Source organism: Rhizobium sp. A37_96 (assembly GCF_053521765.1).
This window is the reverse complement of sequence record NZ_JBNWDS010000020.1, coordinates 18,204-32,729: the sequence shown is the minus strand read 5'-3', so window position 1 is coordinate 32,729 and position 14,526 is coordinate 18,204. Positions and strand designations below refer to the sequence as shown.

Genomic DNA, 14,526 nt, shown 5'->3' with positions numbered 1-14,526 from the left:
GTCCCTACCCTGTATCCCGATATTACTTGCTGTAGCGGCGCACCAGATCGGCCATCTCGGCGGCTTCGCTGCGATCGATCGCCGCAAGGCCCTCGGCCACGCCTTGCCGGTCGGCGAGCGGCCGGTTCTGGCTCACCTTCCATTTGCCGTCAATCGTCTCGATGTCGATTTCGATGCCGACGATGCCTTTCATCTGGGCTGCGATGAAGTCCGGCGGCGCATCCTCCACCGCCCAGGGCTGCGCGCGGTCGCCTTCGTTGTCGCCCGTCAGCGCGCCGATCTGCGTGCGCAGCCAGACGGGATCCTCGATCGTCCGCGCGCTCCCGCGAACCTGTACGATCGCGTAGTTCCACGTCGGCACCACCTTGCCGGTTTCCCGCTTCGTCGCATACCAGGATGGCGTGATGTAGGTATCGGCGCCCTGGAAGACGACGAGCACGGGCGCACCCGCTTCGATCTCCCGCCACTGGCCGTTTGCCCTGGCGAGATGCGCCTGCAGCGTGCCCTTGGGCGAAAGCTCGGCATTGAGATGAAACGGCACGGCATTGGCGATCAGCCCGCCGCCGCCCGCGGTGATCAGCAGTCCCAGCGGATGGGCGCGGATCAGCTGGTGCTGCGTGCCGAGATCGTCTTCGCGATGATGTGGAGGCTGATACATGGCTTCGATCCGTTGTTGCCGCCATCCTCGAAGCCCTGCAGGATAGGGCTTCGGATGGCCGATGGCGCGATCTATCAATCCTTGGCTTCGATCGTCGCGCCCAATCTTGTCATCATAGCAAAAAACTCGGGAAAGCTCGTGGCGATCATGGCGGAATCGTCGAGCGTAACCGGATGCCGGCTCGCAAGCCCCATGACGAGGAAGCTCACGGCAATGCGATGATCGAGAAGGGTCCGGGTTTCGCCTTTGCCGGCATTGCCGAGGCCTCTACCGTCCGGCTTGTCCCGAAGCGTCGGCATATCCTTGCCTCTGCCACGGGGAAGGCGGATCGAGCCGGAAAGGCCGGTCGAGCGGCGTGCCACGGCCGGCTGCGGGATGGTGCCGTGCGGCATGGGCAATTGCTTTGTGAGACCGGTATTCCCGCCGCATTTTGCGGCTGGCTTCGGTGCTCTTGCTCAAGGTATGCCGCGGTTCACGCCGGCTGGTCGGCACAGGCTCACGGCCCGATCATCCCGGAAGGCGTGAGAACGCTGGCGAAGCGCTTGAACTTTAGCTTTGACAGAAACGGCCGTAACGATTAAGGGGACCGGCTGATATTTCCCTTAAAACGCCGGCTTCCCCGGCATTGCCGAATTTTCATTCGGCCATTGATGAGGCTTTGACAGTGGCGAAAGCGGAACTTGGAACAAAACGTACCGATCCGGACAATGGCAAGAAGTTCTATGACCTGAACCGGGATCCGGTGATCTCGCCCTACACCGGCAAGTCCTGGCCGTTGTCCTATTTCGAAGAAACCTCCGCTTCGAAGGAAGTTCCGGAAGAAGAAGAAGTGGCCGAGGTCGATACCGAAAGCACCGAAGTCGAACTGGTGTCCCTCGAGGATGCCGATGAGGCTGCCGCCGGCGACGATATTCCGGATATCGGCGATGACGATGTCGAAATCGGCGACGATGACGACGACACCTTCCTCGAAGCCGACGAAGATGAAGACGATGACGACATGAGCGACATCATCGGCGTCACCGGCGACGACGACGACGTCTGATCTCAAGACAGTCGGCCCGGCGAACAAGAAAAATTTCCCGGGCCGAATTTTTCGGCTTGCTATCTGTGAAAACCACAAGTAATAAGCCGCCACCCCGACGGGCGAAACGCTCGGAAGGGACCCAGGGCCGGTCAAACGGCACCACCTTGATGGGGCTATAGCTCAGCTGGGAGAGCGCTTGCATGGCATGCAAGAGGTCAGCGGTTCGATCCCGCTTAGCTCCACCACGCTTCGCTCTGCGAGCTTCGGCTCGGCAAGCCGTGAGGCTTGAGGAGCTGAGGGCGAGGAGATGGCGAAGGCTGTCGCGCTGAAGTTACGCAGTAACGTAAGCGGACTTTTTCTCAGAGATTAAATAGAGTTTGACGGTGTTTTTCCGACAGGTCGTTCTGTCGCGGAGGTTGTGCGTTTATCGTTACATACTGTCATGCGCAGCATGAAATACGTCTATATTCTTCAAAGCTGCCATTCTCCCGATCGCCACTACGTCGGCATAACCGGCGATCCGAAAGCTCGCCTGGAAAAGCACAACGCTGAAGAAGTATCCCATACGTCGAAATATGCGCCATGGTCGGTAAGACCTACATTGCGTTTTCCGATGAGGCGCAAGCATTCGCATTCGAAAAATATCTCAAATCCGGATCAGGGCGTGCCTTTGTGAAAAAGAGGTTGTAGCTGCGCCCTGAGCAAGGCTTTCCATTTCCAACAAGTACCGTAGCTCTGCGCATTCGCCCCAACTTCATGCTAGCCTCGCATCCTCCGCAAACTATCCCGATTCGGTTATGACCAGACAACGACGCCGTCGTCTCATTAGGACCCGCCGCAGGCTGACGGGGCTTGCGCTCGTCGCCTCCATTTCCTTTTTGGCCGGCATGACCGATGCCGTCGGCCTGATGCTGACGGGGAACTTCGTGTCCTTCATGACGGGCAACACGACGCGGGCGGCGATTGCGGTGGGAACCGGGGATTTCGGCCATGCGGCGGTGCTGTTTTCCGCGATCCTGACATTCATAGCGGGCAATGCGCTCGGGATCGTCATCGCCCATGCGGCCGACCGGCGGGCTTTCGTGGTGCTGGCCTGCGTCAGCGTCCTTCTCGCCGCAGCCGCGGGTTTTGCAGAGCCGTCGTTGATTCTGGTGCAGTTCTATCTGGTGGTGCTCGCCATGGGCCTGGTCAACGCCACCGTCGAACATATCGAAGGTCTGCCGATCGGCCTGACTTACGTTACCGGGGCGCTCTCGCGTTTCGGCCGCGGCATCGGCCGCTTCTTGCTGGGCGACCGCGACTTTGCCTGGACGGTGCAGATCGTGCCCTGGAGCGGCATGATCGTCGGCGCCATCATCGGTGCGTTTCTTGCCGGCGCATTGGGCGCGCATGCGCTGTGGCTGGTGTCGATGGCAGCACTCCTCCTGGCATTGGTCACGCTTTTCATTCCCCGCCCGCTGCAGCGCCGCTTCAGCCACCGCCTGATGGCGGCGGCCCCGATGGTGCGGCGGTCGAAATAGCCACATTGCAGCGCACAAAATCTGCTAGGAGAAAAGCCGAATCGTTTTGCCGACAAGCGTAAGGATGTGCCGTGTTCGTTTTTTCGAAACTTGTCTGGATCTTGGGTCAACCGCTGTCGCTGGCGTTTTTCTTCGTCCTGCTGGCATTCTTTGCCGCGCTCCTGCGCTGGCGCGCCACCGTCATTGCCTCGTCGCTGCTATCCGTGCTCATCCTCTTCGTCACGCTCTATACGACGGCAGGCTCCTATATCGTGCAGGGGCTGGAGGAGCGCTTTCCGCACCCCGCTGCCGATCCGGCCGACCTCAAATGCATGATCGTTCTCGGCGGCGCCACGCAGAACGAGGTGACGACCGTGCGCGGCGGCTACGAACTCGATTCGGCCGGCGACCGCCTCATCGAAGCTTTGCGGCTGGCGCAGAAGTTTCCGCAGGCGCGTATCTTGATCTCGGGCGGCGACGGCTCGATCGGCGGCGCCTATGAGGGCGATGCCGTCATCTCGGAGCGCTTCTTCACCGCGCTCGGCATTTCGACGAGCCGGATGATCGAGGACAAGACCTCGCGCACCACCTTCGAGAATGCGGTCAATACGAAGCAGCTGCTGGCGCAGAACGGGCTTTCGGATTGCCTGCTCATCACCTCCGGCTTCCATATGCCGCGCTCGATGGGGATTTTCCGCAAGCAGGGGATCGATGTCGTGCCGTGGCCGGTCGATTATCGCAGCACCGGCAAGGAAAGCCTGGGTCTCGATCTGACCCAGCCCTCGCGCAATGCGCAGCTCCTGGCGACGGGCGTGCGCGAATGGGTCGGCCTGGTCGGATATTACGCCGTCGGCCGCACCTCGGCGCTCTACCCGGCGCCGTGAAAGCTACTTCTTGGAGATGGTGACGAATTTGGTGCCGCGCACCCGGACCGTGATCTCGCAAGGATCTTCCCCGTCCTTGCGGTCGCAGAAGCGCGGATGCATCTTCATGACAAGCACCATGTTGCCGAAACGCTGGATGAAATCGTAGCCGTAGATCTGCGCCGTGGCGATCAACAGATAGCCGCCTTCGGCCACTTGGGCGTAGAAATTGTAGGGGCAGCCCTCATCGTTGCAGTAGGGTCCTTTTTCGCCCTTGCAGGTGATCTCGCCTTCGTTGACGACGATGTCGGTCAGCTTGTCGTTGTTGATATCCTGCTCCGTCGCAAAATGATCGCCGAAGCTCACCTGTCCGTCGCAGCTCTTGGTGAAGTGATCTTTCTCGAAGGCCACGGGATCCGGCAGGATCGATTGCTGCGCCATGGCCACGGCGGGCATCATCACGAGTGCGACGAGGTTGAGGATTACGATCAGCAGGGATTTCACGGGGGGATTCCTCTTCGAAGCGCCGTTACGGCCATGCGATAGTCGCCGTAGCCGCTACGACATCTTTACACGCGCCTGCTTGCGCGGCCCTTGCCGTCGTGATTCATTTCGCAAAGATCGCCGGCGCCCCGTTGGAGTTTTCGATGTCGCTTCTTTCGTTTCTTGATTATGCCGGCGTCGCCCTTTTTGCCGCAACCGGTGCGCTCGCGGCCTCGCGCAAGCAGCTCGACCTGATCGGCTTCCTGTTCCTGGCCGCCGTCACCGGCATCGGAGGCGGCACGCTTCGCGATATCGTTCTTGGCCGGGTGCCCGTCTTCTGGGTGCTGAACCCGACCTATATCATCATCTGCGCCGTGGTCGGCGTGCTGTTCTTCTTCACCGCGCATCTGTTCGAATCGCGCTATCGGTTGCTTCTCTGGCTCGATGCGGTGGGACTGTCGGCCTATTGCGTCATGGGGGCCGCCAAGGGCATGGCGGCGACGGGCTCGCCCACCGTCGCCATCGTCACCGGCGCGCTGACGGCGACGTTCGGCGGCATCCTGCGCGATCTGCTGGCGAACGAGCCCTCGGTGCTGCTGCGGCCGGAAATCTATGTCACGGCCTCGCTCGTCGGCGCGGGCGTCTTCACGGCCGCCAACGCGACGATGATGCCGCTCTATGTATCCGCCGGATTGGGCGTGATCGCGGCCTTTGCGGTCCGTGGCGGCGCGCTCTGGTTCGGCTGGACCTTTCCGACCTATCGCCACAGGCCGGGCCGGCATCCGGATGATGTGATGTGATGTGACGGAAGACCTTTTGCCGCAGGACGGTTGATGCGGGAGGAGCGGCCTTAACGCTGCTGCTTGCGGCGCAGGCGGATCACCACGTCGACATGGGCGATTTCCATGCCCTTCGGCGGCTCCGGCAGATTGCCGATCGTCAGATTGCTGATCGGGATATCCAGCACCTCGTTGTGGCCTTCCACGAAAAAGTGATGGTGGTCGGAGACGTTGGTGTCGAAATAGGTCTTGGTGCTCTCGACGGCGAGCACGCGGATCAGGCCGGCCTCGGTGAATTGATGCAGCGTATTGTAGACGGTTGCCAGCGAAACCGGAACGCCGGCGGCAACGGCTTCCTCGTGAAGTTCTTCCACGGTCAGATGCCGGTCGCCCTTCGCAAAGAGAAGATCACCCAGCGCAATCCGCTGTCGGGTCGGCCTCAGGCCTACGTTGCGCAGCCTGCTTTCGATCGCGATTTCGGCCTCTTCCGCCATTCAGGGACTCCGGATTCCTGATCTCTGTAATTCTTAACTAAGCCATATAACTTTTGCCTTGATTGCTTTCAATAGTTTCGATGGGGTGGGAAGCTGCTCAAAAGCCGCAAAAAACGGGCTTTTGGCGCATTTCGCTCTGGTCGCGGCTCTGGCGTTCCTGTATGCGACCACCACATAACGGCTAGTGCGTTCGATAGAGCGGATGAATGAGTGTGTGATGCTTTCGCTTCATTTTCTGTCCATCTTGCACTAAAGCTTCACATCCATCGGCATTCATGCGGGGGAAACGGATTTTTTATGACGACGAGACAGTCCAGCTTCAATTACGAGGAAATCCTGGCCTGCGGCCGCGGCGAACTGTTCGGTCCGGGCAATGCGCAGCTCCCCCTGCCGCCGATGCTGATGGTCCATCGCATTACCGAAATCTCCGAGACCGGCGGCGCCTTCGACAAGGGCTTCATCCGCGCCGAATACGACGTGCGTCCCGATGACTGGTACTTCCCGTGTCATTTCGCCGGAAATCCGATCATGCCCGGCTGCCTCGGCCTGGACGGCATGTGGCAGCTCACCGGCTTCTTCCTCGGCTGGCTCGGCGAGCCCGGCCGCGGCATGGCGCTTTCCACCGGCGAGGTGAAGTTCAAGGGCATGGTTCGCCCGGACACGAAACTTCTCGAATACGGCATCGATTTCAAGCGCGTCATGCGTGGCCGCCTGGTCCTCGGCACGGCGGACGGCTGGCTGAAGGCCGACGGCGAGACCATCTATCAGGCGTCGGACCTGCGCGTGGGCCTGTCGAAGGACAAGGTCGCCTGAATCGCGGCTCCGCCGCCTCCACCAAGACAGACGTTTTAGAAAAGGTCATCGATATGAGACGGGTAGTTGTTACGGGTCTGGGTATTGTCTCTTCGATTGGAAACAATGCTCAAGAAGTGACCGCCTCGCTGCGCGAAGCCAAATCCGGCATTTCTTTCTCTCCCGATTTTGCCGAGCATGGCTTCAAGTGCCAGGTCTGGGGTTCGCCGAACATCGATACGACCGAGCTGGTGGATCGTCGTGCGATGCGCTTCCTGTCGCAGGGTGGCGCATGGAACCATGTCGCCATGAAGCAGGCGATCGCGGATAGCGGCCTCGAGGAAGGTGACATCACCAACGAGCGCACCGGCATCATCATGGGCTCCGGCGGCCCGTCGACCCGCACGCTGATCGAAGCCGCCGACATCACCCGCAAGAACAACAGCCCGAAGCGCATCGGCCCGTTCGCCGTGCCGAAGTCGATGTCCTCGACCGCGTCGGCAACGCTTGCGACCTGGTTCAAGATCCACGGCGTCAACTATTCGATCTCGTCCGCCTGCTCGACCTCGGCGCACTGCATCGGCAATGCCGCTGAAATGATCCAGTGGGGCAAGCAGGACGTGATGTTCGCCGGCGGCCACGAAGATCTCGACTGGACCATGTCGAACCTCTTCGACGCCATGGGTGCCATGTCGTCCGACTTCAACGAGAATCACCCGGAAACCGCTTCGCGGGCCTATGACGCTAAGCGTGACGGCTTCGTCATCGCAGGCGGCGCCGGCGTGCTGGTTCTGGAAGAGCTGGAACACGCCAAGGCGCGCGGCGCCAAGATCTATGCCGAGATCGTCGGTTACGGCGCCACCTCGGACGGATACGACATGGTCGCGCCGTCGGGTGAGGGTGCCGCGCGCTGCATGCGCCAGGCGCTCGCCACGGTGAAGGGCGATATCGACTACATCAACACCCACGGCACCTCGACGCCGGTGGGCGACAGCAAGGAAATCGGCGCGATTCGCGAAGTCTTTGGCGACAGGATCCCGCCGATCCAGTCGACCAAGTCGTTGACGGGCCATTCGCTCGGAGCAGCCGGCGTGCAGGAATCGATCTATTCGATCCTGATGATGCAGGAACGCTTCATCGGCGAAAGTGCCCATATCACCGAACTCGATCCGGAATTCGAAGGCGTGCCGATCGTGCGCAAGCGTATCGACGACGCCAAGTTCGATATCGCTCTTTCGAACTCCTTCGGCTTCGGCGGCACCAACGCCACGCTCGTGTTCCAGCGCTACAACGGATAAGGCAATGACGGGAATCATGCAGGGTAAGCGCGGCCTCATCATGGGCGTCGCAAACAATCACTCGATTGCCTGGGGTATTTCGAAGGCGCTCGCAGCCGAGGGCGCGGAGCTGGCTTTCACATTTCAGGGCGAGGCGCTCGGCAAGCGCGTCAAGCCGCTGGCAGCCGAAGTCGGCTCGGATTTCCTCCTGCCGTGCGACGTCGAGGATCTTGCATCGGTCGATGCCGTCTTCGACGAGATCAAGGCGCGCTGGGGCAAGCTGGATTTCATCGTCCACGCCATCGGCTTTTCCGACAAGAACGAGCTGAAGGGGCTTTATGCCAACACCACGCGGGACAATTTTACCCGCACCATGGTGATTTCCTGCTTCTCCTTCACCGAGATCGCCAAACGCGCCGCCGACCTCATGACCGAAGGCGGCAGCATGCTGACGCTGACCTATAACGGCTCGACGCGCGTGATCCCGAACTACAACGTCATGGGTGTCGCCAAGGCGGCGCTCGAGGCTTCGGTTCGCTATCTCGCCGCCGATTACGGCCCGCGCGGCATCCGCGTCAACGCCGTTTCCGCCGGCCCGATCCGCACGCTGGCCGGCGCCGGCATTTCGGATGCCCGCGCCATCCTGTCGTGGAACCAGCGCAACGCGCCGCTGCGCAAGTCGGTCACCATCGATCAGGTAGGCTCGTCGTCGCTCTACCTCCTGTCGGACCTGTCGGCGGGCGTTACAGGCGAAATCCACTTCGTCGATGCCGGCTACAACATCACCTCGATGCCGACTTTGGAAACGCTGTCGACGGCCGATGCCGAGTAGGCATCCTTGATCTGAGTCATCCTCTCGGTCCTTGGCCGGGAGGACCGAACTTCCGGATATCCTTCCAGGGGATTCCCGAATGACGTCCAACGACGCCGAACCCTTCGCATCGACCGAACGTCTCCTCCTCCGCCGCTTTGTGCCGGGGGATTTCGAGGCCTACAGCGCCTATCGCTCCCTGCCGGACATCTATCGTTTCCTGTACCGCGATCCCCCTTCGCCGGAGGCGATGAAGGCGCGCTTCGATGCCCGCTTGAATTCCTCTTTTTCGGAAGACGGCGATACGCTGCCGTGCGCCGCCATTCGGCGGGAGGACGGCGCCTTGGTGGGGGACGTCAGCCTGACATTCGCAAACAAGGCCGCCCTGCAGGCCGAGGTCGGCTATATCTTCAGTCCGGCCCATGCCGGAAAGGGATATGCGACCGAGGCGACGGAAGCCGTCATCACGCTCGGTTTCGAAACGTTCGGCTTTCACCGGATTTTCGCGCGGCTGGATGCGAAGAATGCCCGGTCCGTCGGCGTCGTCGAACGGCTGGGTCTGCGTCGTGAGGCGCTCTTGATCGAAAGCGATCGCTTCAACGGCGTCTGGGGCGACGAATGCGTCTATGCCGTGCTGAGCCGCGAGTGGGCTGCGAGAGCGCCGAAACCGAAGCCATGACCAAGCGAATATAAAAAAGGCGACCGATCGGCCGCCTTCCTCGTTTACTTCTTTGCCCAGAGCACCTTGTAGCGGGCATTGCGGCAGGTCTCGCCATGCTCCTTGAAGTGTTCGGCCAGGACCGGCTCGTAGGGCAGGCCGCGATTGGCGACCAGCATCAGCCGTCCGCCGCTGCGGAGCGCCGAGGCGGCCGTCTTGATCATCGCCTGACCGAGCGAGGGTTCGGCGGCGTGCCCCTCATGGAAGGGCGGGTTCATGACGATGAGGTCGTACTTGTCCTTGACCGGCTCGCTCGCCAGATCGTGCCAGAAGAAGCGCTGGGCGACCTTCGGGCAATTATCAAGCAGATTGGCGCGGGCGGCCTCCAGCGCGTCGTAGTGGGCCTCGTAGAGGTCGATACGCGCGATCCTTGGCGACTTTGTCGCCAGCTCGACGGAGAGATAGCCCCATCCCGCGCCGAAGTCGGCGGCATCGCCGCTGAAGTCGGTCGGCAGGCGCGAGGCCAGCAGCTCCGAGCCGGCATCGATCCGGTCATGGGAGAACATGCCGGCCGCGGTGGTGAACCGGTCGTCGACGCGCGTTGCAGGCTTCACGAGCTGCGCCGTCAGCGCCTCGATGTCGGCGGGGCGCGCGAACCAGAAGGCGACGCCGTGATATTTCGGCATATGCTCGACCGTAAGGCCAAAACCTTCGATGCGCTTGCGCAGCGGCTGGATGCCGTCTTCCTTGCCGCCGGCGACGACGATCAGGCCGCCTTCCTTCACCCGCGAAAGTGCTTCGGCGATATGGCTTTCGTTTTCGCCCTTGTGCTTGCCGCAAAGCACGAGCGCGCCGTCATAGTCACTGCCTTCGATTTCCGGCGTCACGTTGATGCGCTGCGCCTGCAGCTGGCGATAGAAGGGGCGGAAGCCCTGGACGGCGGAAAGCTCGGCGGCAAAACCGTCAGGCAGCGCAAAGCCGGCCTCGGCGCCGAGAAACAGGATCCGCTCGCCCTCGCCGGGCGCGTCTACGGTGCCGGAGGCAAAGGGATGAAACAGGGTCTTCAGGGCGTCGCGGCTCATGGGCGTGATCTCGTCATGGGAGTGGGTTTTGTTCGTCGGATCTGTGCCACCGTCTTATCCGGGTACTTGCCCCTCACCCTAACCCTCTCCCCGTTGGAACGGGGAGAGGGGACGACGGAGCAAGACAACATGCCTCTTAGTAGGAAGGACTGTTATCGAGCACAATCGTTATCCCCTCTCCCCGCGTGCGGGGAGAGGGCTAGGGTGAGAGGCCGGGCACGCAATTTCAGCAGGGGCGGCCGACGACATCAATATAAAAGGGGCGCGGAAACGAATCCCGCGCCCCGGAACCTGAATGAAGGCGCAGCTTATTCGGCTGCGTCATCCTTCTTCTTGTCGGCGGCGATTTCCTGGCCGGTTGCCTGGTCGACGACCTTCATGGACAGGCGAACCTTGCCGCGCTCGTCGAAGCCGAGCAGCTTGACCCAGACCTTGTCGCCTTCCTTGACGACGTCCTGCGTCTTCGCGACACGCTCGGAAGCGAGCTGCGAGATGTGGACGAGGCCGTCGCGGGCGCCGAAGAAGTTGACGAAAGCGCCGAAGTCGGCGGTCTTGACTACCGTGCCTTCGTAGATCTGGCCGACTTCCGGCTCAGCAACGATCGAGTGGATCCACTTGCGGGCCGCTTCGATTTCCTTGCCGGAGGACGAGGCGATCTTCACGGTGCCGTCGTCTTCGATGTTGATCTTCGCGCCGGTCTTTTCGACGATTTCGCGGATGACCTTGCCGCCGGAGCCGATGACTTCACGGATCTTGTCGACCGGGATGTTCATGACTTCGATGCGCGGTGCGAATTCGCCGAGCTGGCCGCGGCTCTCGGTGATTGCCTTGGACATTTCGCCGAGGATGTGGGTGCGACCGCCCTGTGCCTGGCCGAGAGCGACCTTCATGATCTCTTCGGTGATGCCGGCGATCTTGATGTCCATCTGCAGCGAGGTGATGCCGTCGGCCGTGCCGGCGACCTTGAAGTCCATGTCGCCGAGGTGGTCTTCGTCACCGAGAATGTCGGAGAGAACGGCGAAGCGATCGCCTTCCAGGATCAGACCCATGGCAATGCCGGCAACCGGCTTGGCCAGCGGAACGCCGGCGTCCATCAGAGCGAGCGAGGTGCCGCAAACCGTTGCCATCGAGGACGAGCCGTTGGACTCGGTGATCTCGGAGACGACGCGCAGCGTGTAGGGGAACTGTTCAGCCGTCGGCAGCATCGGGCGGATAGCGCGCCATGCGAGCTTGCCGTGACCGATTTCGCGACGACCCGGGGAACCCATGCGGCCGGTTTCGCCAACCGAGTAGGGAGGGAAGTTGTAATGGAGCAGGAAGCGCTCCTTGTACATGCCCGTCAGGCTGTCGACATACTGTTCGTCTTCGCCGGTGCCGAGCGTGGCGACGACGATTGCCTGCGTTTCACCGCGGGTAAACAGCGCCGAACCGTGCGTGCGCGGCAGAAGGCCGACTTCAGACACGATCGGGCGAACGGTCGACAGATCGCGGCCGTCGATGCGGCTCGAGGTGTCGAGGATGTTCCAGCGAACGATCTTCGCCTGCAGGTGCTTGAAGATGGCGCCAACTTCTTCGGCCGTGTACTTAGCTTCGCCTTCGGCCGGCAGGAAGTGTGCCTTGACCTTCGCCTTGACGGCGTCGACGGCGGCGTAGCGATCAGCCTTCTGGGTGATCTTGTAGGCGGTGCGCAGCTCGGCTTCGGCAATGCCGAGCATTTCGGCTTCGAGTTCGGAATAATCTTCCGGCGTGAAATCGCGCGGTTCCTTGGCTGCGACTTCAGCGAGCTTGATGATCGCGTCGATGACGGGCTGGAAGCCGCGATGGCCGAACATGACGGCGCCGAGCATGACGTCTTCAGGCAGTTCCTTGGCTTCCGACTCAACCATCAGAACGGCGTCCTGCGTGCCGGCGACGACGAGGTCGAGGCTCGATTCGTCCATCTCGTCGAGATGCGGGTTCAGCACGTATTCGCCGTTGATGTAGCCGACGCGAGCGCCGCCGACCGGGCCCATGAAGGGAACGCCGGAGAGCGTGAGCGCTGCGGATGTGGCAACCATCGACAGGATGTCGGGATTGTTTTCCAGGTCATGCTGGATGACGGTGACGACGACCTGCGTGTCGTTCTTGTAGCCTTCCGGGAAGAGCGGGCGGATCGGACGGTCGATCAGGCGGGAAACGAGGGTTTCGTTTTCGCTCGGACGTCCTTCGCGCTTGAAGTAGCCGCCGGGGATCTTGCCGGCTGCGTAGGTCTTTTCCTGGTAGTTGACGGTGAGCGGGAAGAAATCCTGGCCCGGCTTCGGCGACTTGGCGGAAACGACGGTGGCAAGAACCACGGTCTCGCCGTAGGTGGCGACGACGGCGCCGTCGGCCTGACGGGCGATCTTGCCGGTTTCGAGCTTCAGCGGGCGGCCTGCCCACTCGATTTCGACAGTATGGATATCGAACATATCTTGTCCTAACATTGTGCGGGAAAAGGCGCCGTCGCCGAGACATTCGGCAAGGCACATCTTCAACCGCACGAAATGTGACGCATCACGGGCAAGACAACGAGAGGCTTTCGAAGTCAGGCCGAAGCACGAGGCTTCGGCTGAAAGCATCCGGCAATCCTGCCCCATGACAGGTCAACGGTTGTTGTTGGCAGCGCCGGCCCATCCGGGCTGCCGGTAGTTTCGCGTCGCGCAAATGCGAGGCGCAGGCGAAACAGTCTGAAGGGGCATACCCCTCATAAGCATCCGGCGGACGTTCAGGTGAACGCCCGCCGGAAATTCCGTTAGCGGCGGATACCGAGGCTGGTGATCAGCTTGGTATAACGGCCTTCGTCCTTCTTCTTGAGATAGTCAAGAAGCGAGCGCCGGCTGGAAACCATCGTCAGAAGGCCACGACGGGAGTGGTTGTCCTTCTTGTGGTCCTTGAAGTGGTCCGTGAGGTTGTTGATGCGTTCGGTCAGGATCGCTACCTGGACTTCCGGAGAACCGGTGTCGCCTTCGACGGTGGCGTATTCCTTGATCAGCGCAGCCTTGCGCTCAGCAGTGATCGACATCGGATAGTCCTTTCTATGAGAGGAAATTAAAGTCGCCAAACGCCGGGATGTCGTCCAGCATTGGCCGCGAATGCACTCAGGCATGCCTGATGCTGGCGCTGCCTATAAACCAAATGAGCGGCAATGGAAAGAGGGTTCTCCCCGAGCCGCCTTTCAGCGTCCCGCCATGGCGTCCCGGATCATGGCATCGTAGCCCTCAGGATCCTGCAGCATGGCGAAATGGCTGGCGTCCTTCAGGATAACGAGCTTGGCCCCCGGAATTTCCTTGGCCATCATCTGCGTATGGTCGAGCTTGACCGCCTCGTCGTGGTCGCCGATGGCAAGCGTCACCGGCACGGAGATCTTGCCAAGGTCGGCTGCTGTCCATGCCGGTTGTGTCGCCCACATCTGTGAGATCTGGTTGACGAAGGCATCGTATTCGTTCGGGGTCGGCGACAGCTTCTTGTAATACTCGCCGGCGACATTGATGTAGTCGTTGAAGGTCTTGTTGTTCATGACATCGGGCTTCACGCCATCGGTCGTGACATTGGCGGCCTGGGCGATCACCCGCGTCAGCTTTTCGGGATGTTTCATCGCCATGTCGATGCCGATGATGCCGCCGTCAGACCATCCAACCAGCGTCACCCTGTCGATTTTCAGATAGTCGAGCAGCGCGACGTAATCCGAGGTCATCAGGTCGTAGCCGAAGGGCTGCTGGCTGCGGGTCGATCGGCCATGACCGCGGCTGTCGGCGACGATGACGAGATGATCCCTAGCGAAATCGGCAACCTGAGCGCCCCAGACCTCGGCATTCCCAAGTCCGCCATGGATGAAGAGGATCGGGTCACCCTCGCCATATTCGGCATAGTACATCTTGATGTCGTTGACATCGGCCATGCCGCTCGTCTTTGGCTGCGGCATCGGCGGAAAAGCCGGCAAGCCGGCCCAGCGCTCGGCGGATTGAGCGCCGGTAATTGTCAGGAACAACGAAAGGAACGTCAGTATTCCGATTGCAATTCTGCGCATGTTTGCCCCCTTTGAACGGGCCGTCATGGCCCGTCGGAGAACATATCGTACGCTGCTG

The 14,526-nt window shown here is 61.2% G+C and carries 15 protein-coding genes, 1 tRNA gene and 2 pseudogenes; 10 read left to right on the top strand and 8 right to left on the bottom strand.

The window, feature by feature from the left end:
* Positions 1–22 precede the first annotated feature (22 nt).
* Complete coding sequence (locus ACQZ6J_RS30370) at positions 23–658, bottom strand: FMN-binding negative transcriptional regulator (protein WP_449086748.1); 636 nt, start codon at positions 656–658, stop codon at positions 23–25.
* Between the two features lie 74 nt (positions 659–732).
* A pseudogene (locus ACQZ6J_RS30365) lies at positions 733–939 on the bottom strand (3-phosphoshikimate 1-carboxyvinyltransferase); the annotation flags it as partial.
* A 383-nt stretch (positions 940–1,322) separates the two neighbouring features.
* Here ACQZ6J_RS30365 and ACQZ6J_RS30360 point away from each other — a divergent pair.
* From ACQZ6J_RS30360 to ACQZ6J_RS30340, 5 genes and pseudogenes are all read left to right on the top strand, one after another.
* Positions 1,323–1,703 carry a TIGR02300 family protein gene (locus tag ACQZ6J_RS30360; protein WP_163991740.1) on the top strand — a complete coding sequence of 127 codons (381 nt, stop codon included), beginning with the start codon at positions 1,323–1,325 and terminating at the stop codon, positions 1,701–1,703.
* A gap of 151 nt (positions 1,704–1,854) precedes the next feature.
* Positions 1,855–1,930: transfer RNA gene (locus ACQZ6J_RS30355), tRNA-Ala, on the top strand.
* A gap of 206 nt (positions 1,931–2,136) precedes the next feature.
* Positions 2,137–2,375 (top strand): annotated as a pseudogene (locus ACQZ6J_RS30350) (GIY-YIG nuclease family protein).
* Positions 2,376–2,482: 107 nt separating this feature from the next.
* On the top strand, positions 2,483–3,205 hold the full coding sequence (locus ACQZ6J_RS30345; protein ID WP_204326799.1) for a YoaK family protein: 723 nt from the start codon (positions 2,483–2,485) through the stop codon (positions 3,203–3,205).
* A 71-nt stretch (positions 3,206–3,276) separates the two neighbouring features.
* Positions 3,277–4,068 (top strand): YdcF family protein, encoded by a 792-nt coding sequence (locus ACQZ6J_RS30340; protein WP_449086747.1) that lies wholly within the window; start codon positions 3,277–3,279, stop codon positions 4,066–4,068.
* Between the two features lie 3 nt (positions 4,069–4,071).
* On the opposite strand, the gene ACQZ6J_RS30335 is transcribed toward ACQZ6J_RS30340, so the two are convergent.
* The gene (locus tag ACQZ6J_RS30335; protein WP_449086746.1) at positions 4,072–4,551 is read right to left on the bottom strand and encodes a hypothetical protein; all 480 of its coding nucleotides are present in this window, start codon (positions 4,549–4,551) and stop codon (positions 4,072–4,074) included.
* Positions 4,552–4,694: 143 nt separating this feature from the next.
* On the opposite strand from ACQZ6J_RS30335, the gene ACQZ6J_RS30330 reads away from it, so the two are divergent.
* Entirely contained in the window at positions 4,695–5,330 is a 636-nt protein-coding gene (locus ACQZ6J_RS30330; protein ID WP_163991747.1) for a trimeric intracellular cation channel family protein, read from the top strand.
* 50 nt (positions 5,331–5,380) lie between these two features.
* On the opposite strand, the gene irrA is transcribed toward ACQZ6J_RS30330, so the two are convergent.
* A complete protein-coding gene (irrA, locus tag ACQZ6J_RS30325; RefSeq protein WP_163991749.1) occupies positions 5,381–5,803 on the bottom strand; it encodes an iron response transcriptional regulator IrrA in 423 nt (140 codons plus the stop codon).
* Positions 5,804–6,100: 297 nt separating this feature from the next.
* Between irrA and fabA the strand changes: the two genes are divergently transcribed.
* From fabA to ACQZ6J_RS30305, 4 genes are all read left to right on the top strand, one after another.
* Complete coding sequence (gene fabA / locus ACQZ6J_RS30320; RefSeq protein WP_163991751.1) at positions 6,101–6,616, top strand: 3-hydroxyacyl-[acyl-carrier-protein] dehydratase FabA; 516 nt, start codon at positions 6,101–6,103, stop codon at positions 6,614–6,616.
* A 53-nt stretch (positions 6,617–6,669) separates the two neighbouring features.
* A complete protein-coding gene (fabB, locus tag ACQZ6J_RS30315) occupies positions 6,670–7,893 on the top strand; it encodes a beta-ketoacyl-ACP synthase I (RefSeq protein WP_163991753.1) in 1,224 nt (407 codons plus the stop codon).
* A 4-nt stretch (positions 7,894–7,897) separates the two neighbouring features.
* Positions 7,898–8,704, top strand: a complete 807-nt coding sequence (gene fabI, locus ACQZ6J_RS30310) for an enoyl-ACP reductase FabI (RefSeq protein ID WP_449086745.1) — start codon at positions 7,898–7,900, stop codon at positions 8,702–8,704.
* Between the two features lie 79 nt (positions 8,705–8,783).
* The gene (locus tag ACQZ6J_RS30305; RefSeq protein WP_449086744.1) at positions 8,784–9,362 is read left to right on the top strand and encodes a GNAT family N-acetyltransferase; all 579 of its coding nucleotides are present in this window, start codon (positions 8,784–8,786) and stop codon (positions 9,360–9,362) included.
* A gap of 44 nt (positions 9,363–9,406) precedes the next feature.
* On the opposite strand, the gene ACQZ6J_RS30300 is transcribed toward ACQZ6J_RS30305, so the two are convergent.
* The 4 genes from ACQZ6J_RS30300 to ACQZ6J_RS30285 all read right to left on the bottom strand — a co-directional run bounded on the left by ACQZ6J_RS30300 (position 9,407) and on the right by ACQZ6J_RS30285 (position 14,468).
* On the bottom strand, positions 9,407–10,423 hold the full coding sequence (locus tag ACQZ6J_RS30300; RefSeq protein ID WP_449086743.1) for a class I SAM-dependent methyltransferase: 1,017 nt from the start codon (positions 10,421–10,423) through the stop codon (positions 9,407–9,409).
* Positions 10,424–10,731: 308 nt separating this feature from the next.
* Entirely contained in the window at positions 10,732–12,870 is a 2,139-nt protein-coding gene (gene pnp, locus ACQZ6J_RS30295) for a polyribonucleotide nucleotidyltransferase (protein ID WP_449086742.1), read from the bottom strand.
* A 323-nt stretch (positions 12,871–13,193) separates the two neighbouring features.
* Positions 13,194–13,463 (bottom strand): 30S ribosomal protein S15, encoded by a 270-nt coding sequence (gene rpsO / locus ACQZ6J_RS30290; RefSeq protein WP_047635766.1) that lies wholly within the window; start codon positions 13,461–13,463, stop codon positions 13,194–13,196.
* Positions 13,464–13,616: 153 nt separating this feature from the next.
* Complete coding sequence (locus tag ACQZ6J_RS30285; RefSeq protein ID WP_449086741.1) at positions 13,617–14,468, bottom strand: alpha/beta fold hydrolase; 852 nt, start codon at positions 14,466–14,468, stop codon at positions 13,617–13,619.
* Positions 14,469–14,526 lie beyond the last annotated feature (58 nt).

Excerpts from the sequence above, each read along its gene's own strand:
- ACQZ6J_RS30370 (WP_449086748.1), bottom strand. The coding sequence starts at position 658 with ATGTATCAGCCTCCACATCATCGCGAAGACGATCTCGGCACGCAGCAC.
- ACQZ6J_RS30345 (WP_204326799.1), top strand. The coding sequence starts at position 2,483 with ATGACCAGACAACGACGCCGTCGTCTCATTAGGACCCGCCGCAGGCTG.
- ACQZ6J_RS30330 (WP_163991747.1), top strand. The coding sequence starts at position 4,695 with ATGTCGCTTCTTTCGTTTCTTGATTATGCCGGCGTCGCCCTTTTTGCC.
- irrA (WP_163991749.1), bottom strand. The coding sequence starts at position 5,803 with ATGGCGGAAGAGGCCGAAATCGCGATCGAAAGCAGGCTGCGCAACGTA.
- fabA (WP_163991751.1), top strand. The coding sequence starts at position 6,101 with ATGACGACGAGACAGTCCAGCTTCAATTACGAGGAAATCCTGGCCTGC.
- fabB (WP_163991753.1), top strand. The coding sequence starts at position 6,670 with ATGAGACGGGTAGTTGTTACGGGTCTGGGTATTGTCTCTTCGATTGGA.
- fabI (WP_449086745.1), top strand. The coding sequence starts at position 7,898 with ATGACGGGAATCATGCAGGGTAAGCGCGGCCTCATCATGGGCGTCGCA.
- ACQZ6J_RS30305 (WP_449086744.1), top strand. The coding sequence starts at position 8,784 with ATGACGTCCAACGACGCCGAACCCTTCGCATCGACCGAACGTCTCCTC.
- ACQZ6J_RS30300 (WP_449086743.1), bottom strand. The coding sequence starts at position 10,423 with ATGAGCCGCGACGCCCTGAAGACCCTGTTTCATCCCTTTGCCTCCGGC.
- pnp (WP_449086742.1), bottom strand. The coding sequence starts at position 12,870 with ATGTTCGATATCCATACTGTCGAAATCGAGTGGGCAGGCCGCCCGCTG.
- rpsO (WP_047635766.1), bottom strand. The coding sequence starts at position 13,463 with ATGTCGATCACTGCTGAGCGCAAGGCTGCGCTGATCAAGGAATACGCC.
- ACQZ6J_RS30285 (WP_449086741.1), bottom strand. The coding sequence starts at position 14,468 with ATGCGCAGAATTGCAATCGGAATACTGACGTTCCTTTCGTTGTTCCTG.